Origin of the sequence: Kitasatospora purpeofusca, assembly GCF_042691725.1 — a bacterium.
GTDB lineage: Bacteria > Actinomycetota > Actinomycetes > Streptomycetales > Streptomycetaceae > Kitasatospora > Kitasatospora purpeofusca_B.
In genome coordinates this window covers 949,985-970,327 of record NZ_CP170483.1, presented here as the reverse complement: position 1 = coordinate 970,327, position 20,343 = coordinate 949,985, and the positions used below count along the sequence as shown (strand labels likewise).

Below are 20,343 nucleotides of genomic sequence, written 5' to 3'. Positions count from 1 at the left end.
GGTGTGCTCAGGGCGCGGCGCAGAGTTCGACGGCCAGGGCGCAGAGCGCGGCGCGGTCGCGGCGGCCGGTCTTGGCGAGCAGGTTGGCCAGGTGCTTCTCCACCGTGCGCGGGGAGATGGAGAGCTTGCGGGCCAGCTCCTGGTTGCCCGGGCGGTCGGCGAGCAGGACGAGCACCTCGTACTCGCGGACCGTCACCCCGCAGGTGCGCAGGCCCGCCGGCACGGCGTCGCGGCCGCCGCGGTGCTGGGCCACGCTCGCGCCGGCCCGCCGCAGCAGGGTGCGGCAGGCGGCCGCCACCGGCTGGACCTCCAGCTGGTGGAAGTACTCCTCGGCGGTGCGCAGCCAGGTGACCGGCTCGCCCCAGCCGTCGGTGAGCGCGGCCTGCGCGGCGAGCCGCAGTGCCAGGTGGTGCGCGAGCGGGAAGTCCTCGGCGGCCGGGCGGGCCTCGGCGAGGGCGCGGGCGGCCTGCTCCGGGCGGCCCTCGCGGCCCAGCACCACCGCCTCCGCGAAGCGCAGGAACTGGTGGTTCCAGGCCAGTTCGGCGGCCGGCGCGGCGCTGGCCCGGTCCAGTTCGGCGCGGCCCCAGCGGCCCTCGACCACCTCCAGCAGCGGGTGCAGGCCGTGCCGGCCGGCCAGGTAGAACACGCTGGGGTGCTCCTCCTCCCAGGCCAGCCCCGCGTCCAGTTCGGCCCGGGCGCCGGCCCGGTCCTCGGCGAGCAGCGCGCCGACCGCCCGGCAGAGCCCGTAGCGCAGCGGCGTCAGGAAGGACTCCTCGCCGCCGGCCTGGCGGAACCGGGTCAGTTCGCGCTCCATCTCGCGGCTCCGGCCGAGGTGGGCGGCGAGGGTGGCGGAGGAGAGCAGCAGGTAGCGGTGGGCGGCGAGGTTGTGCAGCCGGGCGGTCGCGTCCAGGCAGCGGTCGACGGTGGTGCGGGCGGTGTGCCACTCGCCGCGCATGACGGCGTTCATCGCGAGCAGGCCGTCGAGGGTCTGGGTCAGGACGATCGCGCCGAGCCCGGCGGCGGCCTCCCGGGCGCGCTCCAGGCGGGTGCCGTCGCCGGTGCGCATGAAGGCGTTGGCGCCCAGCCGCAGCATGGCCTCGACCCGCCAGACCGGCAGGGCGTGCGCCTCGGCGACGGCCAGCATCCGCTCCAGGCAGGCGTCGGCGGCGTCGAAGCCGTGTTCGCGGGCGAGCAGCGCGAGCAACTGCCAGGCCTGGCAGGCGACCACCGGCAGGCCGGAGCGCTCGGCCACCTCGGCGGCGCGGCGGGCGCGGCGCTCGGCCTCGGCGAGCCGGGCGGCGGTGTCCGGGGTGCCGTCCGGGCGGGTGCCGTCCGGGGCGCCGTCCGGGGCCGGCGGCGCATGGTCGGGCAGCAGCGCGAGGTGGCCCTCGACGACGGCCAGCGCGGCGTCCTGCTCGGGACGGAGCCGCCCCGCGGTGAGCGCGCGCACGGCGGCCACCTGGGCGACCGCGTCGGCGCCGCGTTCGGCCATCACGGCCGCCCAGGCGAGCCGGGTGTGTAGCTCGATCCGGCGTTCGACGGCCGGGGCGGTGCCGGTGGGCGGGGCGGGCGCGACCGGCGCCAGGGTGCGGACCAGGTCGAAGGCCCGGTCCAGCTGCCCGGACTCGGCCAGCGCGGGCAGCAGCCGCTCGGTGATGCCGGCCCGCTCGGCGTCCCCGGCGAGCTCGTGCGCGCGCTCCAGCAGGACCACCGCGGATCCGGCCGCGCCCGCTTCCAGCACCCGCCGGCCGGCCTCCGCGAAGTGCACCGCCGCACCCGCCCGGTCGCCGCTGGCCAGCAGCAGCGAGGCAACCAACTGGCGTCGCTCGTCGGCGAGTTCGGGATCGGCGCGGACGATGGCGCGGGCTGCCCGGCGGGCCAGCGCGGCCCGCTCGGCGGGGGCCAGGGCGGCCGTCACCGCGTCGGCGGTGAGCGCGTGCCGGAAGGCGTAGCGGTCCGGGGCGGCGCCGTCCGGCACGATCACATTGGCTTCGGAGGCCGAGCGCAGATGGCTGAACAGGGTGCGGTCGTCGTACCCGGTGATCAGTTGCACGGTGGTCACCGAGAAGCGGCTGCCCAGGGTGGCCGCCGTCACCAGCAGATCCCTCACCTGCGGGTCGAGCTGGTCGATGCGGCGGCCCCAGCTGTGGACGATGGTGCTGGGCACCCCGGGGCGCGACCCGTCGGCGAGCGCCCAGCGGCCGTCCTCGGCCCGGCGCAGCGCGCCGGAGTCCAGCAGGTCGGCGAGCAGTTCCTCGACCAGGTACGGGCAGCCGTCGCCGCGCTCGGTGAGGTGCTCGACCAGCGCGGCCGGCAGGTCGGCGGCCTCGCCCTCCAGGATCGCGGCGGCCAGCGCGGCCACCTCGGCGGGCGGCAGCGGCCGCAGCTCGGTGACGGTGGCGGCCCGGCGGCGCTCGGCGGCGCGCACCAGGTCCAGGGCGGGGCCCGGTTCGGCGCGCAGGGTGGCGAGCAGCAGCACCGGCAGGCCGGCCAGGTTGTCGACCAGGTACTCCAGGACGGCGACGGTCTCCGCGTCGGTGTCGTGCAGGTCCTCCAGGAGCAGGACGCAGCCCTGATCGCGGCCGAGCACCGCGAGCAGCCGCAGCAGCGCCTCGGCCAGTTCGACCACCGTCTCCGGGTAGACGCCCGGGCCGGCCGCCGCCGGGTTGTCCCGCCACTCGGGGACCAGCCTGGCCAGCGCCGGGCGGTAGGGGGAGAGTTCGGGGTCGGTGGGCGGGCCGGCGGCCCGGAACCGGGAGGAGAGCGCCTCGATCAGCGGCCGGAACGGCGTCACCGTGCCGGTCGAGCTGCCCCGCCCGCGCAGCACCGGCAGGCCCAGCCCGTACGCCTGGTAGGCGCACTCGCCGGCCAGCCGGGACTTTCCGATGCCGGCCTCGCCGAGCAGGAAGACCGCCCCGCCGCCCTGCTGCCGGGCGGTGGCCAGCGCGCCGCCGAGCATCGCCAGCTCGGGCGCGCGGCCGACGGTGATCGACGACGTGGTCCGCATGGCCGCAGGCTACTTGACGGGGTATCGGTTCTGAAGAGTGGTGGGTCGAACACGGAGCGGACACGATGTCACCGCCGGGTGGTTACCGCACGACCACATGCGGAGTGCGGGGGCCGCGCGGCGGGCGGCGGCGGGCCCGTCCGGTCCGCCGCCGAGGGGCTGCCCGTTCCTCGGCGGCGGGGTCCCGGCCGCTCAGGGCCGGGGGTGGTGCGGTGGCACGGGCCGTTCTCAGAAGGGCGTGGTCATGGTCGGGAACTCGACGATCGGCGGAATGGCGCCGCCGGTTCCGGCGAGCAGGCGCGAGCGCAGGCCGAGGCCGTTGCCGGGGCGCAGCCGGATCTCGCCGGCCGGGTGCTCGGCCGTCTCGCCGGGGCGGGCGGCGGTCTGCGGCGGGGTCAGGTGCTCATCGTGGTGGGACATGGTGCGGAACTCCGTTCGTGGTCGTGATCGTGACGGGTGGTCGGGAGGTGCGGTCGTCCGGTGGGGAGGACGCCGCGCGGGTCGCGCCGGTTCGGTCGGGACGGCCGGGGCCGCGGGGGCGGGTGGTGCGGGCCGCGCGTGGGGGCGCGGACGGACGTGCGGTGGGGGCGCGGGGGCCGGCCGGGGCGCCGGGAGCGCGGCCTGACCGCCCGGGCGGTCAGCCGAGCGCGGCCGGACTGCGCGGTCCGGCGCCCGCGCGCGGGGCGGCCGGGGAGGCGGGCGCCGAGCGGGACGCCGCCGGGAGCCGCGGGGCCAGCAGCAGCGCGGGCGGCACCTGGTCGGGGAAGCCGAGACGGAGCAGCCCGTGGCCGATCCCGGCCAGCCCGGTGAGCAGCCCGGGGTGCGGGACGTGGTCGGGGGTGCCCGAGCGCGGGCCGTCCTGGTCGACGGCGGCCAGCAGCGCCCCGGCCCGGCGGACCCACGGGGTGCGGCCGGCGGCCGGCCCGTGCCTGCCGAGCAGCTCCAGCACACCCAACTCGCCGTGGCACAGGCTGTGGTCGCCGAGCGGCGCGGCGCGGGCGGTGTTCCGTACGGCGCGCTGGGCCCAGTCGGCGAGCCGGCGGTCGGCGAGCGCGAGCGGACTGTCCACGACGGCGAGCGCGATGCCGGGGCGGCCCCGGCACCAGGAGCCCTCGCGGGAGCGGACGGCGGTGGCGGCGTGCAGGGCGGCCAGGCCGGCCCGGTGGTGCGGACCCTCGGGGGGTTCGCCGACGGCCCCGGCGTAGCGCAGCAGGGCCCAGCCGACGCCGGCCGAGCCGTGCGCGAACCCGGTGGCGGCGGTGGCGGGGCGGGCGACGAGCCGCTCGGCGCAGCGCCGGGCGGCGGCCAGCGCGGCGGTGGCCGTGGCCCGTCCGGTCGGCCCGTGCGCGGCGGCGCCCGCCGCGTGCACGGCGAGCAGCGCGGCCAGCCCGCCGGCGGTGCCGCTGTGCACACCGGGGTCCTCCTCGCGCTCGGCGGCGGCCGCCGTGAGCGCCACCGCCGGGCCGATCCACGACGCGACCGGCGGATCGCCGAGCAGCCGGGCGAGTTCGGTGAGCGCGTAGGCGATGCCGCCGAGCCCGGCGTACCCGCCGGAGCCGACGGCGGCCGGGTGGTCGGGGTGGGCGGCGAGCGAGTCCAGCAGCCCGGGGACGGGCACGAGCGCCCGGCGGGCGGCCTCGGCGTAGCGGTCGGTCCCGGTGAGCGCGGCGAGCTGGGCGAGGAACAGCGCCGTGCCCGTGTAGCCGCCGGCCAGGTCCGCGCCGAGCGGCCGCACCCGCCAGTAGCGGTCGGCGAGCAGTTCCAGCCCGAGCCAGTTGGTGCGGGAGCGGCCCTGGTAGGCGGCGGCGACGAGCTGGTCGCCCAGGCCCCGCGCGGCGGCCAGCAGCCGTTCCGGCTCGGGGGCGGTGGCCCAGACGTTCTCGGGCCCCGGTCGGCCGGGCCGGTGGGCGGGGATGCCGGCGGCGCCCGCCATCGCCGCGCGGACGATCCACTCCTGGTCCTTGCGGTCGACGGCGCCGAGCGCGGCCAGCTTGACCTCGGCCCGGGCCAGCCCCGCCTCGGCCAGTTCGCCGGGCAGCCGGCGCCCGTCGGAGGTCCACAGGTCGCGCGAGCCGGGCCGGGTGGTGAAGAGCGGGACGTCGCCGGTCCACAGGTCGGCGACCTCGTGGTCGGCCAGCCCGGGGCGCCCCGGGTCGTCGACCGCGTCCGTGCGCAGCAGGTCGAGCACGGCCTGCCGGGCGCCCGCCTCGCGCAGCACGTCCGGGTGGGTGGACTCGTCGAGCAGCCGGGCGTAGACCCGGGTGGCCCGCGGCACCACCCGCACCTCGGCGTCCGCGAAGCAGCGCAGCAGCCCGCGCGGGCCGGTGAGTTCGTCGCGGCCCTCGGCGAGCGCGGCGTACCCGGCGCGGAAGCCGGCCACCAGCGCCTCGGTGTGCTCGGCGGGGTCGACGGGCGCGCCGCCGAGCCGGGGCCGGTTGTGCGCCTCGCCGAACGGCCGGGGGCGGCGCACCAGGCGCATCTCGTCGGTGCCGGCGGCCGCCCAGTCCACGCCGTCCACGGGGGACAGCCGCCCGGCGCAGCCCCCGCCGATGCCGGAGACGTCCACCGCGCCGTCGTCGCCGATCAGCAGCTGCGGCAGCAGGCCGACCCGGTGGACGGACTCGGCGAGCGCGCGGGCCGCCGGGTCCCCGGCGAACCCGGCGCCGGAACCGGGGACCGCCGGGTGGAACAGCGTCTCGACGTCCACCAGCACCGGCTGGTCCCCGCAGGCGACCAGGTTCTCGAAGTGCAGGTCGGTGCCGTCCAGGACGTGCAGCAGCGCGAGCAGCGCGCCCAGGCGCCGGTAGAAGCGCTCGACGTCGTAGCGGGTCGGGCAGGGGCGGGCCCCGGCGTACTCGATCCAGCCGTGGGAGCCCCGGTCGAGCAGGCCCAGCGCGCGCAGCCGGGGCATCCCGGGCCGCCCGCCGTACCAGCCGAGCAGGGTGTTGAAGTGCCGGTGCGCGGCCACCGGCCGGGGCCGGTGGACGACGGCGGCGCCGTTGGCGAAGTGCAGCACGGCGACCGCCCGGCCGCGCCGGTGGCGGTCGCCCGCGTCGGCGGCGACGGCGACCAGCGCGCCCGGGTCGCGGCCGCGCAGCAGCCCGGCCACCAGCAGCGGCCGGTCGGCGGCGAACCGGTCGAGCAGCTCGGCGTGGGCGTCGGCGGCGTCCAGGCAGGCGCGGGCGAGCAGCCGGGCCAGCACGGGGTACGCGCGCAGCAGCGCGGCCAGGCCCTCGCGGCGGGCGGTGAGCGCCAGGAACGAGCGGAACCGCTCCTGCGGGGTGCCGCCGGCCAGCCGCCCGGCGCCGCGGGCGGTGTGCAGCTCCAGGACGAGGGTGCGCGCGGCGATCCGGGCCAGCCGCTCGGTCAGCCGGGCGGTGAACTCGGCGCGCAGGGCGGCCAGATCGATCCGGCCCAGCTGGTCGGCGGCGCGCACGGCGGGGGAGAGCGAGGTCAGCAGCCGCACCTGCGCCCGGTCGGCGAAGGGCTGCAGGACGAGCGCGAAGCCGCTCAGCCCCGGGTAGGCGGCGCGCGCCACCACCGGGCGCACCGGCGCGGCGGCCACCGCGGCCTCGGTGAAGGCGGCCCAGTCCGGGCGGGCGGCCGGGACCGGCCGGCCCGGTGTCAAGCCCCGCTCCCACCACGGGGGGCCGCCGGCACGGGGGGACCGGAGCCGACCGGGGTGGGAGCGGGGAGTCTGGGCGGGGGGAAGGCGGAGCGGTTGCGGGTCCGGCGGCCCGGACGGTCCGGAGCGCGCGGATCTCGCGGGTGGTGCGGTCGGTGGTGCGGGGAAGTCGCCGGGCATCGGAGTGTGCGGGAACGGTGTGGCCGAGGGGACCGCCGCTGCGACCGGGCCCTGAACCGGTCCTGCGCCCCCGTCGAGGCGCGTGCTGCGCACGGCGTCCACCTCTGCCACCACCGCACCTCCGATGCCGGGAGAGGGCCGCGCTGCCGTCGAAGGCGCCGCCCTCGTTGCTGATCCTGTCGCCGGTGCGGCCGCCGGGGCATGGGGGACGGGCCCCCATCTTTGTGGCGGGCGGCCCGCACGATCCGCCGCGCCCCCGCCCATCGGCGGGGGCGGACCCGCCCCGGGTCCTACCTGCGGGCGAGCAGCAGCTGGGTGGCCACCGCCGGCCTGCCGTTCATGGTGAGCACCGCGAGCTCGCGCTCGTCGACCGGCTCGAACGCGGCGAACAGCCCGTCCAGCCACGCCCGGGTGTGGTGCCGGCAGACCGCGCCGTCGTCCGTCGCGAACACGCCGAAGCGGCCGTAGCGCGCCTCGAAGCGTCGGTAGCGCTCCTGGTTGCGGTCGTCCGGCTGGAGCAGGTAGTCGCTGACCTGGAGCAGGCCGCCGGGGCGCAGGACCCGGTGCAGTTCGGCGACCAGCGCGTGCTGCGCCGCGTCGTCCGGGACGCAGGTGAGCACGGCGAACAGGAAGGCCGCGTCGTAGCCGCCGTCCGGCCGCCCGGTCCGCGGCGGGTCGGCCAGCAGGGTGAACCGGGCGGCGGGCTGCTCGGCGCGGGCGCGGGCGACCGGTTCGGGCGCCACGTCCACGCCCTCGACGTCGGTGAAGCCCAGCGCGGCGAGCTCGCCGGCCAGCCGGCCGTAGCCGCACCCGTAGTCGAGCAGGGCGGCGCCCCGGTCGAGGCGCGTCGTCCAGCCGTGGTGCAGGGGATGGCCGAAGGTCTTGGTGGTTCCGGTGGAGTTCCAGTACGCGGACTGGTCGTCAGGGGCCGGCATGGGCCGATGATGCCACGGGTGAACGGCTGCCGCGCGGCCGGGGTGCCCGGGGCCGGTGGGCGCGGGCCGATGGGGCCGTTCGGCCCTTGTGAGCGGGGTGCGGGGGAGGGATGGTGATCGCCGCGCCGCAGTGCGGGGCCGCCGGGGGCGGATCGGCGCGGCAGGACCAGAGTGTGGCGGAACGGGAAGAGGCCTGAGGTGGGCGAGTTGGTCACGGTGCGGGTGTGCGAGGGGATTTCGCGGGGCTTCGCGGCCGATGCGAAAGCCCGGATCGCCGCCGTGGTGGGTGGGGCGGACGCCCTGGTGGAGTCGCTGCGGGTGCGGGTCGCGACGATCGGCGCGGAGGCCTCCCCGGGCGGGGCGGAGCGGGCGGGCGTGCTGACCCAGGTCAACGCCGAGGTGGACGGCCGGCGGATCCGCGTCCAGGAGGCCGCCGCCGACCTCGGCGAGGCGATGGACCGGCTCGCCGAGGGCCTGCGGGCCCGGATGACCGCCGCCACCGCGGGCTGGGCGCCCCGGCCGTGGCCGCGCCGGACCCGCACCCGCGGGCTGCCGACGACCGCCGCGTCCGGGGCGCCGGCCGGCCCGCCGGCCGCCGTCGCGCGCGCCGGACTCCCGTACCCGGCCGGGCCGCAGCGCATCGTCCGGCGCAAGCAGGCCCAGCTGGTGTGGTGCTCGCCGGACGCCGCGGCCCGCACCATGGACGCGATGGACTTCGACATCCACCTGTTCACCGACCCGGCCACCGAGACCGACGCGGTGGTCTACCGGGTCGGCCCGACCGGCTACCGGCTGGCCCGCACGGTGGCCGCCGGACCGCCCACCCACCCGGCCGTCCCGCTGACCCTCAGCCCGTGCGGCGCACCGGAGCTGACCGAGGACCAGGCCGTCGAGCGGCTGACCGCCGCCGAACTGCCCTACCTGTTCTTCGCCCAGGCCGGTTCGGGACGCGGCCGGGTGCTCTACCGGCGCTTCGACGGCGGCCTCGGCCTGATCGCGGCCGCCTCGTGAGCGACGAATCCGTCCGCCGCCGGCTGCGCGAGCTGCGCCGCTCCGGCGGCCCGCAGCCGCCGGCCCGCCGCGCCGCGTCGGTGGTGCGCCCCCGGCCGCCCGCCGAGGCGCCGCCGCGCGAACTGGTGCCGCTCGAACGGGCCGAGGCGCTGCGGCTGCTGGGCGGCGCGCCGTTCGGCCGGATCGTGTTCACCGTCCGGGCGCTGCCCGCGATCCGCCCGGTCAACCATCTGCTGGTCGACGACACCATCGTGATCCGCACCCACGACGGCGCCGCGCTGACCGCGGCCACGGCGGGGCGCGAGGACACCGGTGTGGTGGTCGCCTACGAGGCGGACGCGATCGACCCGGTGACCCGGCTGGGCTGGAGCGTGGTGGTCACGGGCTTCGCCCGGCCGGTCACCGACCCCGTCCGACTGGCGCGCTACCGCGCCCTGTTGAGCCCCTGGGTGAGCGCCTCGATGGACCACACGGTGGCCATCCAACCGGACCTGGTGGCCGGCCACCGGCTCATCGCGGGCACCGCCGCCGCCTCCTGACCGGCCGGTCCTCGAACTCCCGCCCGCCGGGTGGGAGTTCGAGGACCGGCCCAGGGGCCCGCGATCCGCCCCGACGCGGGCCCCGACCCGCGTCCCGGCCCCCCGGACGCCCCCCTCCCGGGCGGGGCGTGCGGTCCACCGGGACCCCGGCGCGGAAGAACGGTTCCGCGCCCCCGCCGGCGCGGCCGGGAGAGCGTCGACTCTCCCGGCCGCGCCGGTTCTTCGTCGTCCCCGCCCCCGGGACCCGCGGGGCGGCGGGGCGGCCGGCCGGGCGGACAGTGGTCCCGACCGGAGGCCCGGATCCGAGGCCCACCGGCCCCGGCCCGCTGGGTCCAACGGCCCTAGGGCGCACGGGTGGTGCGTTCCGATCATGGATCGCCATCCATCCGCAGAAGTTTTCGAAGGAGTGCGTCCTTGAGCGCCATCGAGGCACGGGGCGACAGCGCGCCGCCGCCGTCCGCCGCCCGACCGGGACAGGCACGGGTCAAGCGACCCGGCTCGTCCGTGGTCCGGCTGCTGACGACCACCGACCACAAGACGATCGGCACCATGTACCTGGTGTCCTCGTTCGGTTTCTTCCTGATCGGTGGCATCCTCGCCCTGGTCATGCGCGCCGAGCTCGCCCGGCCGGGGACGCAGATCCTCTCCAACGAGCAGTTCAACCAGGCGTTCACCATGCACGGCTCGGTGATGCTGCTGCTCTTCGCGATGCCGCTGTTCACCGGCTTCGCCAACTGGATCATGCCGCTGCAGATCGGCGCCCCCGACGTCGCCTTCCCGCGCCTGAACATGCTGGCCTTCTGGCTGTTCATGTTCGGCTCGCTGATCGCGGCCGCCGGCTTCGCCACCCCGCAGGGCGCCGCCGACTTCGGCTGGTTCCTCTACGCGCCGCTGTCCGACGCGATCCACTCGCCCGGCGTCGGCGCCGACATGTGGATCATGGGCGTGGCGCTGTCCGGCTTCGGCTCCATCCTGGGCGCCGTCAACTTCATCACCACGATCATCTGCATGCGGGCCCCGGGCCTGACCATGTTCCGGATGTCCATCTTCTGCTGGAACGTGCTGCTCACCTCGCTCCTGGTGCTGCTGGTCTTCCCGGTGCTGGCCGCCGCGCTGCTGGCCCTGGAGTGCGACCGCAAGTTCGGCTCGCACGTGTTCGACCCGTCCTCCGGCGGGGCCATGCTCTGGCAGCACCTGTTCTGGTTCTTCGGCCATCCCGAGGTGTACATCCTGGCGCTGCCGTTCTTCGGCATCGTCTCCGAGGTCATCCCGGTGTTCAGCCGCAAGCCGATGTTCGGCTACTCCGGCCTGATCGCGGCCACCATCGCGATCGCCGGTCTGTCGGTGACGGTGTGGGCCCACCACATGTACGTCACCGGGCAGGTCCTGCTGCCGTTCTTCTCGTTCATGACCTTCCTCATCGCGGTGCCCACCGGCGTGAAGTTCTTCAACTGGGTCGGCACCATGTGGAAGGGCTCACTGAGCTTCGAGACGCCGATGTTGTGGACCGTCGGCTTCCTGGTCACCTTCCTGTTCGGCGGCCTGACCGGCGTGCTGCTCGCGGCCCCGCCGCTGGACTTCCACGTCTCGGACTCCTACTTCGTCGTCGCGCACTTCCACTACACCCTGTTCGGCACCGTGGTGTACGCGATGTTCGCCGGCTTCCACTTCTGGTGGCCCAAGTTCACCGGCAAGATGCTCGACGAGCGGCTCGGCCGGATCACCTTCTGGACGCTCACCATCGGCTTCCACAGCACCTTCCTGGTCCAGCACTGGCTCGGCGCCGAGGGCATGCCCCGCCGCTACGCCGACTACCTGGCCTCCGACGGCTTCACCACGCTCAACACGGTGTCCACCATCGGGTCCTTCCTGCTGGGCCTGTCGATCCTGCCGTTCCTCTACAACGTCTGGAAGACCGCCAAGTACGGCGAGAAGGTCACCTCCGACGACCCGTGGGGCTGGGGCCGCTCCCTGGAGTGGGCCACCTCCTGCCCGCCGCCGCGCCACAACTTCACCAAGCTGCCGCGGATCCGCTCCGAGTCCCCGGCCTTCGACCTGCACCACCCGGAGATCGCCGCCCGCGACTACCTGGACCACCACGGCGAGCGCGCCAAGCACCTGGTCGGGGTCGTCCCCGCCGCGTACGACGCGCCCGCCCAGCACCGCTCCCGCGCGCTCGACGGCGGCGGCGCGTCCAGCCGTCCGGACGGCGACGGCTGACGGCTGGCCGCTGACTGCTGACTGCTGACGGCCTACTGCTGGCCGTTGACTGCTGACGGCCTACTGCTGACCGCTGATGGCTGACGGCCGTTGACGGCCCAGCCCCCAGAACGCCGCTCCCGCCCGCGCGTCGCCCCCGGGCGGGCGGGAGCGGCCCCTCCGAACCGCCCGAGGATTGAGGAGTGCACGGCCCGTGTCCCACATCGTCCTGGCCATCGGCACCGCCGCGATCACCGCGTCCGGCTGCGTCTGGTACCTGCCCGCCATCGCCGACCTCCAGGCCGGCGAGGACCGCCCCCGCTCGGCCCGCACGGCCGCGGCCGCCTGCGTGACCTGGTGGGCCTGCCTGGCCCTGGCCGGCGGCCTGCTGCTGGCCGTCCCCGCCTGGCAGCCCGCCGCCCAGATCGCCCTCGCCGGCCTGGTCGCCGGCGTCCTGCTGCGGGTCCGCGCCCACCTCCAGAGCCGGCTCGAACAGCGCGAGGAGGCCGTGCGCTGGGCCCTGATCGACCCGAGCCCCGCGCCCCTGCCGGTCCGCCCCTCGCCGCGGGCCCTGCTCGGCTGGCTGCTCGTCGGCCTGGCGATCGCCTCGCTCGGCGCCGCCTCCATCCTGCTCGCCGGCGGCGGGCCGCTCGCCCCGCGCCTGGCCGCCGCCGCGGGCAGCGCGGTCGCGGTCTCCACCGCCTTCCTGCTCATCGGTCTCGGCAACGCCCGCAGGCACCGCATCTGACCGATTCCGATCGACTCCGACTGATCGTCAATGTCTCTCCGTCGTACCCTTGCTGAGCCGTGGCCGGTCCGGATGTCAATCGTCCGGTCGGTCATCAGGCGACCGGGGTGCCCCCGGCCCGTCGAGAGGAGCGTCCGATGACCGCCACCCCCTCCCCGAGCGAGGTGCTCCGGCAGTTCGTCCGGCTCATGGGCGAGGGCCCCGACGCGGCGGTGGCCGACCTGGTCACCACCGACGCGGTCTTCGAACTGCCCTACCTGCTGCCCGGCGTGCCCCCGCAGCGCCCCGGCCGGGAGGCCTTCGTCGAGCACCTGCGCCGGGGCGCGGCGATGCAGCGCTTCGACGCCGTGGACCGGGTCTCCGTGCACGGCACCACCGACCCCGAGCCGGCCGTCGCCGAGTACCGCCTGCACGGCGAGGTCCTGGCCACCGGCAAGCGCTTCACGCGCGACATGGTGGTGTTCGCACGGGTGCGGGGCGGGCTGATCACCTGGTCGCGCACCTACTCCAACCCGCTGGACAGCGCGGTCGCCTTCGGCGCGGTCGAGCGGGTGCTCGCCTCGCTCACGGAGGAGCCGCCGTCGGCGTGACGCGGCCGCGGCCGCAATGGGGCCGTTCGGCCCTGGGCACGGCCCGGGTGGTGCGGCATGATGCGATGGACCCGGTGTGTGGTGTGCCGGGCGAGGAGAAGGTGGAGCCGCGACATGGCGAGCGAGACGACCGGGACCGAGACGCCGGCACCGGTCAGGGTGTTCCTGCTGGACGACCACGAGGTGGTGCGCCGCGGCGTGCACGACCTGCTGGACGGCGAGCCCGACCTGGAGGTGGTCGGCGAGGCCGGCACCGCCGAGCAGGCACTGGTCCGCATCCCCGCGCTGCGCCCGGACGTCGCCGTCCTGGACGTGCGCCTCGGCGACGGTGACGGCGTGGCCGTCTGCCGCGAACTGCGCTCCCGGATGCCCGACCTCGCCTGTCTGATGCTCACCTCCTTCGACGACGAGGAGGCGCTGCTCGACGCCGTGATGGCGGGCGCCGCCGGCTATGTGCTCAAGCAGATCAGCGGCACCGACCTGGTCGCCGCCGTCCGGACCGTCGCCTCCGGCCGCTCGATGCTCGACCCCGGCGCCGCGACCCGCCTGCTCAACCGCCTGCGCAGCGCGGCCGAGCCCGCGCAGCCGTCCGCCGGCGGCCCGGAGCTGACCGCGCGCGAGCAGGAGGTGCTCGCGCTGATCGGCGAGGGGCTGACCAACCGGCAGATCGGCGAACGGCTCTTCCTCGCCGAGAAGACGGTCAAGAACCACGTCTCCCGGCTGCTCGCCAAGCTCGGCGTCGAGCGGCGGGTGCAGGCGGCGCTGATCGCCACCGAGCTGCGCCAGTCGGCCGCCGCCGACCGGTCGGCGCACCACCCGCGCGTGCTCGGCCACGGCCTGCGCGGCTGACGCCGCCGCCCTTGGACCCGGCCCCGGTCGCCCGCCCGCCTGCGGTGACCGGGGCCGCTTGCCGTGACCGGGGCCGCTTGCCGTCCGGGCGCGCACCCGCCGGTCGGGCGTTCAGCCGTCCGTGGGGCCCCGTGCGCCGCAGGGACGTTCGCCGTAGGCCGGGCGGGACTCTCGGCGGGACCATCGGCCCTCGCCCGGATCGGGCCCCGCGGGCGACGATCGCTGCTATGAACGCCGATCCTGAAGCCGCGTCCGTGCAGGTCGAGCCACGGGTCCGGCCGCAGCCCCGCCGCACGCGGGAGCTCGACGAGACCAGGGCGCTGGAGCTGTTGGGCCGTACCGGGGTGGGCCGTGTGGTCTACACGGTGGGCGCCCTGCCCGCCGTCCTCCCGGTCCGCTTCCGGCTGGACGCGCTCGGCGGCGTCCTGCTCTCCACGGCGGCCGATTCCGAACTGGCCCGGGCCGTCGACGGCGCGGTGATCGCCTTCGAGGCCGACGAGGTGGACGGCACCGACGGCACCGGCTGGTGCGTCACCGTCCTCGGTCGCGCCGAGGTCCGCGAGCCGTCCGCGGCCGAGGCCCCAGGTGCCCGGGTGGAGATCCGCATCGCCCCCGAACTGGTCGTCGGCCGAGACCTGACGCCCGACCTGTCCTGAGACCGGGCGCCGCCGACCGCGCCTTCGGGCCCGGCTTCGAGACGCCGCCGGTGATCCGCCGGGCGGCGTTCCGAGGAGCCCCGGGGCGGCGCCCCGAGGTGCCTCCCCGTGGCGGGCCCCTGCGGAGGGTCCTCGCGGGTCACACGCCGAGCGGGGCCTGCCAGACCAGGCGGGTGCCGCCGCCGTCCGCCGGGAGCAGCTCGAAGGTGCCGCCCGCCCGTTCGGCGCGCTCGGAGAGGTTGCGCAGACCGCTGCGGCGCCCGCCGGCGGGCACGCCCACGCCGTCGTCGGTCACGGTCAGCGTCACCGTCCCGCCGGCCGCGCGCAGTGCCACCTCGACGCGGCTCGCCCGGGCGTGCCGGGCGGCGTTGCTGAGCGCCTCGCCCAGCACGGCCATCACGTGCTCGGCCAGCTCCTGCGGCACGTCGGTGTCCAGCAGGCCCTCCATGCTGAGCCGCGGCGCGAAGCCGAGGGTGGCCTGGGCCTCGCCGACGACGCGGGTGGCGCGGGCGCGCAGCCCCCGGTCCGGCTCGCTGTGCGCGCGCAGGCCGAAGATGGTAGAGCGGATGATCTTGATGGTCTCGTCCAGGTCCGCGACCGCCCGGCTCACCCGGTCGGCCGCGCTCTGGCTCTCGATCAGCCGGCCCGCGCTCTGCAGCGTCATCCCGGTCGCGAACAGCCGCTGGATGGCCAGGTCGTGCAGGTCCCGGGCGATCCGGTCGCGGTCCTCCAGGAGGGTCAGCTGCTCGGCGTCCCGCCGCCGCTCGGCCAGCTCCAGGGCGAGCGCGGCCTGGTCGGCGAAGCCCAGCAGCGGGCCGGTCTCCTCGGCCGTGAAGGGCGGGCGCCCGCCCTCCCGGGCCAGCAACAGCACACCGCGCCCGAACCCCTCGCCGGTGCCGAGCGGCACCGCCACGGCCGGGCCCAGCCCGGTGAACCGCCCGGGCGGCCCGGCCGGGAACCGCTCGTCGCCCTCCAACTCGTCACTGGTCGCCGGCGAGCCCGAGGCGTACGCGGCGCCGGACAGCGTGCCGTCCACCGGCACCGTCACCCCGAGCCGGGCCTCCGGGCGGCCGCCCAGCGCCACCTCCACGGTCAGCTCGGCGGCCCGCTCGCCCGGGTCGGCCAGCGCCACCGACACATCGGCCAGCTCGGCGCCCGCGATCTCCCGGGCCCGGCGCGCGATCAGCTCCACGACCTCCAGCCGGGGCGCCCCCGACAGCAGGCTGCGGGTGATCTCGGCGCTCGCCCGCAGCCACCGATGCTGGCGCTGCGCCTCCTCGTACAGCCGGGCGTTGTCGATGGCGACCCCGGCGGCCACCGCCAGCGTCGAGATGACCGCCTCGTCGTCCGCGTCGAAGTCCAGGCCGCCGCGCTTGTCGGTGAGGTAGAGGTTGCCGAACACCTCGCCGCGCACCCGCACCGGCACCCCGAGGAAGGTGTGCATCGGCGGGTGGTTCGGCGGGAAGCCCACCGAGGCCGGGTGCTCGGAGAGCACCGGGCAGCGCAGCGGCTGCGGGTCGCGGATCAGCTCGCCGAGGATGCCCCGGCCGGTCGGCGGCGGGCCGATCGCGTCGATCTCCTCCTGACCGAGCCCGACCGTCAGGAACTGCGAGAGCGTGTAGCCGTCCGCGCCGATCACGCCGAGCGCTGCGTAGCGGGCGTCGACCAGGTCGGCGGCGGCCTCGACGATGCGGTGCAGCGCCTGGGAGAGGTCCAGCTCGCGGCCGACCGCGAGCACCGCCTCCAGCAGGCTGTGCACCCGGTCCCGGGTGCCGCGCGCCGCGTCGATCCGCCACTGGAGTTCCTCCAGCAGCTCGTCCAGGCGCAGCTGCGGTATCCGCGGGCCGCCGACGGCGGCGGGCGCGAGTACGGGCGCGGCGGCGGATGCCGTGGCGCTCCGGGGCGTCGCGGTCGGTGCCGTCGTGGTCTGGGCCGTGGCGGCCCGGGCGGTTCCGGCGTGGGCGGGGCAGCCGGGCGGCGGGGCGCCGTCCGCCCGTTCGCGCTGGTCTCCGCCGGTGCCCGCCCGCGTGTCCTCCGCGCCGCCCACCGGCGTCCTCCTCGTGTTTCCGTGCTGCTGGTCCGGGTCCGCGCTCGGTCGGGCGACCGGTCGGTTTGTCGGATTCACGTTAGTGCCGCAGGCATGTGCGTGGAACGCCGGGGTCGGTCATGCACGCGCCGGGTGGGGTGCAATCGGCCACACGCGCGCCGGTCGCACACCGCAAGCGCCGTCCCTGCGGACGGTTCGTGGGACCTACGGCCCTGGCCCAAGGGGCCCTGCGGCCTCTGGTGGGCCGCCCGGCCCGGGACCAGGGTGGTGACAGGGGCCGACGGTGCGTCAGCGCACACCGCCCGCCCCGACCGGAAGCCACCCGAAGGCCCGCCCCGCGCGGCGGGGCCGCAGCGGAAGGAACCTCCCATGACGCCCGCAGTCCTGGCCGGAGTCGACGGATCGCCCGAGAGCACCGCCGCCGCCCACTGGGCCGCCGAGGAGGCACTGCGGCGCGGGGTCCCGCTGCGGCTGCTGCACGCCTGGCCGTGGCTCACCGACGGCCGCGCCTCGTTCGCCGGCCCCGAGGACCTGCCGGTCGCCGCCCAGCGGATGCTGACCGCGGCGGCCGAGGACGTCCAGGCCCGGCACCCCGGACTGACCGTCCACACCGACGTGGTGCTGGACGCCGCCGTGGACGGCCTGGTGGCCGCCGCCGAGGACGCCGCCCTGCTGGTGCTCGGCTCGCGCGGCCTGGGCGGCTTCACCGGACTGCTCGTCGGCTCGGTGAGCATGGCGGTCGCCGGGCGCGCGGCCGTGCCCGTGGTGGTGGTCCGGCCGGCGGAGGAGGCCGCCGGGCCGGCCGGAGAGCCGTCGGAGGAGGTTGCGGTACCCGAGCTGCTGGTCGGCGTGGACGCCACCGCGCCCGACGACGCGGTGCTCGACTTCGCCTTCCACGAGGCCGCCCTGCGCGGCGCCCGGATCCGCGCCGTCCACGGCTGGGACCTGCCGCCCTCCTTCGCGGTGGTCGGCTTCGTGCCCTCCGGCACCGAGCTGGCCGGGCTCCAGGCGGCGGAGGAGAAGGCGCTGGCCGCCGCCCTGGCCGCGCACCGCGAACGCCACCCCGGCATCGAGGTCGTCGAGCAGGTCCGCCTCGGCGCCGCCCGCACCCTGGTCGAGGACTCCGCGGGCGCCGCCCTGGTCGTGGTCGGCCGCCGGCGCCGCCCGTACGACCTCGGCCCCCGCCTGGGCCGGATCGCCCACGCCGTGCTGCACCACGCCCAGGCGCCGGTGGTGGTCGTCCCGCACGACTGACCCCCGACCGTGCACCGTCCGGCCCGGCCCTCGGGCCCGGGCCGGACGGCATCGGGACCGGACGGCATCCGGGCCGTTGGACCCTGTCGCCGGTGACCCGCCCGGCGCACCCTCGGGAGTACCGGGACTCGTGTCCGCGCCGGCCGTGGCGACCGGCTCCGGAGCGTCGAGGCAAGGAGAGGATCACCATGACCCAGTCAGCCCTCACTCCGGCCGACCTGCGACTGCTCGCCGCCGCGGGCGGCGCGGCGCCCTCGCTGCACAACAGCCAGCCCTGGCGGTTCCGCCCCACCCCGGACGGGGGCGGGCTCGAGGTGCTCGCCGATCCGGACCGCTCCGTCCCGCTCGCGGACGCCAACGGCGCCGCGCTGCACATCGCGGCGGGCGCCGCCCTGTTCAACCTCCGGGTCGCGGCCGCCCGGCTGGGCCGGCGGGCCGCCGTGCGGCTGCTCCCGGACCCGGCCGACCCGCGGCTGCTGGCCGCCCTCGACCTCTCCGGCCCCACCGCCGGGGACGCCGCCCCGGAGACCGGGCCGTTCGGACGGGACCTCTACCCGGCGATCGCCGGGCGCCACTCCAGCCGCCAGCCGTTCACCAACCGGGACGTCCCCGAGGCGGTCGCCGCGGAGCTGATCGCGGCCGCGCGGGAGGAGGGCGTGGCGCTCGCGGTGCTGGAGGAGGACGGGGTGCGCCGGGTGCTGGAGGTCACCGCCGAGGCCGAGGACCGGATCGCCCACGACCCCGCCCGGCAGGCCGAGACCCGATCCTGGCTGCGGCCGGACACGGAGCAGGCCCCCGTCGACGGCCTGCCGTACGCCGTGCTCGGCCCGCAGGACCATGACGCCCGGGTCCCGATGCGCGAGTTCGCCGGACGCCCGCCGCACCACGAGGGGCCGCTGCAGCCGTCCCGGCGCTTCGAGGCGCTGCCCCAGCTGTGCACGCTGGCGACCACCGGGGACGGGCCCGCGCACTGGCTGCGCACCGGGCAGGCGCTGGAACGGGCCTGGCTGCTGGCCACCGTGCACGGGCTGCGGCTGACGGTGTGGCACCAGGCGGTCGAGTGGCCGGATCTGCGCTGGCGGCTGCGCGACCCCGCCGAGGGCCCCGGCCACGTCCAGCTGGTGCTGCGGGTGGGCTACGGCCCGCCCGGTGCCGCCACGCCGCGCCGGCCGGCGGCGGACCTCCTCGACCCGCCGGCGCCCTCCGGCCCGGGGCCTGCGTAGGGGCACCTGCGTAGCGGCGCCGCCGGCGGGTCCAGCGCGCGAAACGTCCGCCCCGCCGTGCCTCCTCGGGCACGGCGGGGCGGACGTGGTGTGCGGTGCGCCCTGTGCGGTCAGGAGCCCATGGCGGCGAGGTCCTTGATGTCCTGGTAGCTCATGCCCAGCTGGTTGTAGAGCCGCACCTGCTCCTCGTTCATGGCGTCACCGGCGGTCAGCTCCTTCACCTGGGCGTCGGTGAGCGGCGCGGCCGCCCCGCCCGTGCCGTCGGAGCCGGCTCCGGCGGAGCCCAGCGGGCCGTCGCCGAGCGAGCCGCCGAGGAACGAGCCGCCGAGGAACGAGCCGAGGAGGCCGCCGAGGTCGTCCGAGGTGATGGTGGCGGCGCCGGCGGGGGCCTGGACCGCCGGGGCGTCCTTGCCGAACGCGATCCGCAGCGGCAGGGGGGTGCCGGGGCCGGCCTTCCCGTCCAGCTGGGCGAGGTCGAAGGTCACGGCGGACAGCGCGCCGCCGTCGAGGAAGAGGTCCAGGGCCAGGTTGCGGTCCGGGACGTCCTTCGGAGCGGTCTTCGGCAGCTTGCCGAGGTTCGGGATCTCCTTGGTGAGCGGCTCGAAGGCCTTCAGCAGATCGTCCGCCAGCTTGCGGGCCGGGGCGGTGACGGTGATCCGCTCCTTGCCGTCCTGCTTCCCCTTGTCCTCGAAGGACAGGTCGTGACCGAGGATGTCCTTCAGCGACGCGGCCAGTCCGTCCGAGAGCTTGGGGTCGAGCGTCGGGGCGGGGGAGGCCCCGGCCGTGCCCGTGCCGCCCGCCCCGCCGGCCTCCTTGAACTCCTTCGTGTCGAAGGAGACCCAGGTGCCCTCCAGCGCGCCCTGCAGGGCGGCGGGCAGACCCTTGGTCAGCTCCTTGACCTCGGAGGCGTCCTCGCCGACCAGGCGTGCGAAGCCGGGGAGGTCCGCCCGCGCGTAGGCCCGGTCGCCGACCTGGCGCAGCTCGAAGAGCGACGCGCCGCCCTTGCCGGTGAGCGCGACCGAGGTGGAGAGCGAGGCGTCGGCCGGCGCGGTGCCGCCGGTGCCCTTGGACGGCTGGATGTCCTTCAGCGGCTTGTCCGCACTGAACGCGACGGACAGGCTCACGGCGGCCAGCGCGGCCGCGCTCTCCTTGTCGATCTTCTCGCCGGTGGCCGCCCCGAACGCCTCGATCTGGTCGGGGGTGGCGTCGACCGACAGCTTGGCGCTGAGGGACTTGCTCAGGCCGAGCTTGTCGAAGGCCGTCGACACCTTGTCGGCGGCGCTGAGCTGCTGCACGGTGCCGCAGGCGGCGAGTCCGGTGGCGAGAACGGCGCTGCAGGCGGCCGCGACCAGGGTGGTGCGGGCGGACCGGCGTATCACGGTGTTGATGACGGTGCTCCTGGGTGTGACGGCGGGTGCCGGTGCGGCCGGCGGGTACGGCGTGCGTCCGTGTCCGACGTGACGGTGTGACGACGTGACAC

At 76.9% G+C, this 20,343-nt stretch carries 15 protein-coding genes; 9 read left to right on the top strand and 6 right to left on the bottom strand.

The annotated features are described in order from the left end of the window. Positions 1-7 precede the first annotated feature (7 nt). The 4 genes from ACFCLZ_RS04235 to ACFCLZ_RS04220 form a co-directional block, all read right to left on the bottom strand. The gene (locus ACFCLZ_RS04235) at positions 8-3,007 is read right to left on the bottom strand and encodes an AAA family ATPase (RefSeq protein WP_380283286.1); all 3,000 of its coding nucleotides are present in this window, start codon (positions 3,005-3,007) and stop codon (positions 8-10) included. A 228-nt stretch (positions 3,008-3,235) separates the two neighbouring features. Then, entirely contained in the window at positions 3,236-3,427 is a 192-nt protein-coding gene (locus ACFCLZ_RS04230; RefSeq protein WP_380283285.1) for a hypothetical protein, read from the bottom strand. 217 nt (positions 3,428-3,644) lie between these two features. Next, a complete protein-coding gene (locus ACFCLZ_RS04225) occupies positions 3,645-6,635 on the bottom strand; it encodes a type 2 lanthipeptide synthetase LanM family protein (RefSeq protein WP_380283284.1) in 2,991 nt (996 codons plus the stop codon). Positions 6,636-7,102: 467 nt separating this feature from the next. Further along, positions 7,103-7,747 (bottom strand): class I SAM-dependent methyltransferase, encoded by a 645-nt coding sequence (locus ACFCLZ_RS04220; protein WP_380283283.1) that lies wholly within the window; start codon positions 7,745-7,747, stop codon positions 7,103-7,105. A 198-nt stretch (positions 7,748-7,945) separates the two neighbouring features. Here ACFCLZ_RS04220 and ACFCLZ_RS04215 point away from each other — a divergent pair, with 198 nt between their 5' ends. The 7 genes from ACFCLZ_RS04215 (at position 7,946) to ACFCLZ_RS04185 (ending at position 14,339) form a co-directional block, all read left to right on the top strand. Continuing rightward, entirely contained in the window at positions 7,946-8,758 is an 813-nt protein-coding gene (locus ACFCLZ_RS04215; RefSeq protein WP_380283282.1) for a sigma 54 modulation/S30EA ribosomal C-terminal domain-containing protein, read from the top strand. 83 nt (positions 8,759-8,841) lie between these two features. Further along, positions 8,842-9,297, top strand: coding sequence for a pyridoxamine 5'-phosphate oxidase family protein (locus ACFCLZ_RS04210; protein ID WP_380286072.1), 456 nt, complete (start codon positions 8,842-8,844; stop codon positions 9,295-9,297). A 549-nt stretch (positions 9,298-9,846) separates the two neighbouring features. Next, complete coding sequence (gene ctaD, locus ACFCLZ_RS04205) at positions 9,847-11,517, top strand: cytochrome c oxidase subunit I (protein WP_380286071.1); 1,671 nt, start codon at positions 9,847-9,849, stop codon at positions 11,515-11,517. 193 nt (positions 11,518-11,710) lie between these two features. After that, entirely contained in the window at positions 11,711-12,244 is a 534-nt protein-coding gene (locus ACFCLZ_RS04200) for a hypothetical protein (protein WP_380283281.1), read from the top strand. A 137-nt stretch (positions 12,245-12,381) separates the two neighbouring features. After that, complete coding sequence (locus ACFCLZ_RS04195) at positions 12,382-12,834, top strand: nuclear transport factor 2 family protein (protein WP_380283280.1); 453 nt, start codon at positions 12,382-12,384, stop codon at positions 12,832-12,834. A 114-nt stretch (positions 12,835-12,948) separates the two neighbouring features. After that, positions 12,949-13,683 carry a response regulator gene (locus tag ACFCLZ_RS04190; protein ID WP_380283279.1) on the top strand — a complete coding sequence of 245 codons (735 nt, stop codon included), beginning with the start codon at positions 12,949-12,951 and terminating at the stop codon, positions 13,681-13,683. 227 nt (positions 13,684-13,910) lie between these two features. After that, the gene (locus tag ACFCLZ_RS04185) at positions 13,911-14,339 is read left to right on the top strand and encodes a pyridoxamine 5'-phosphate oxidase family protein (protein ID WP_380283278.1); all 429 of its coding nucleotides are present in this window, start codon (positions 13,911-13,913) and stop codon (positions 14,337-14,339) included. Positions 14,340-14,478: 139 nt separating this feature from the next. On the opposite strand, the gene ACFCLZ_RS04180 is transcribed toward ACFCLZ_RS04185, so the two are convergent. Further along, entirely contained in the window at positions 14,479-16,176 is a 1,698-nt protein-coding gene (locus tag ACFCLZ_RS04180; RefSeq protein WP_380286070.1) for a GAF domain-containing protein, read from the bottom strand. A gap of 579 nt (positions 16,177-16,755) precedes the next feature. Between ACFCLZ_RS04180 and ACFCLZ_RS04175 the strand changes: the two genes are divergently transcribed. Together ACFCLZ_RS04175 and ACFCLZ_RS04170 are read left to right on the top strand one after the other, a co-directional pair. Continuing rightward, complete coding sequence (locus tag ACFCLZ_RS04175) at positions 16,756-17,640, top strand: universal stress protein (RefSeq protein ID WP_380283277.1); 885 nt, start codon at positions 16,756-16,758, stop codon at positions 17,638-17,640. A 188-nt stretch (positions 17,641-17,828) separates the two neighbouring features. After that, positions 17,829-18,863: an Acg family FMN-binding oxidoreductase gene (locus ACFCLZ_RS04170; protein WP_380283276.1), complete on the top strand. Its 1,035-nt coding sequence runs from the start codon at positions 17,829-17,831 to the stop codon at positions 18,861-18,863. Positions 18,864-18,973: 110 nt separating this feature from the next. Here the strand turns inward: ACFCLZ_RS04170 and ACFCLZ_RS04165 are convergent, their stop codons facing one another. Then, positions 18,974-20,242 (bottom strand): hypothetical protein, encoded by a 1,269-nt coding sequence (locus tag ACFCLZ_RS04165; protein WP_380283275.1) that lies wholly within the window; start codon positions 20,240-20,242, stop codon positions 18,974-18,976. Between the last annotated feature and the right edge of the window lie 101 nt (positions 20,243-20,343).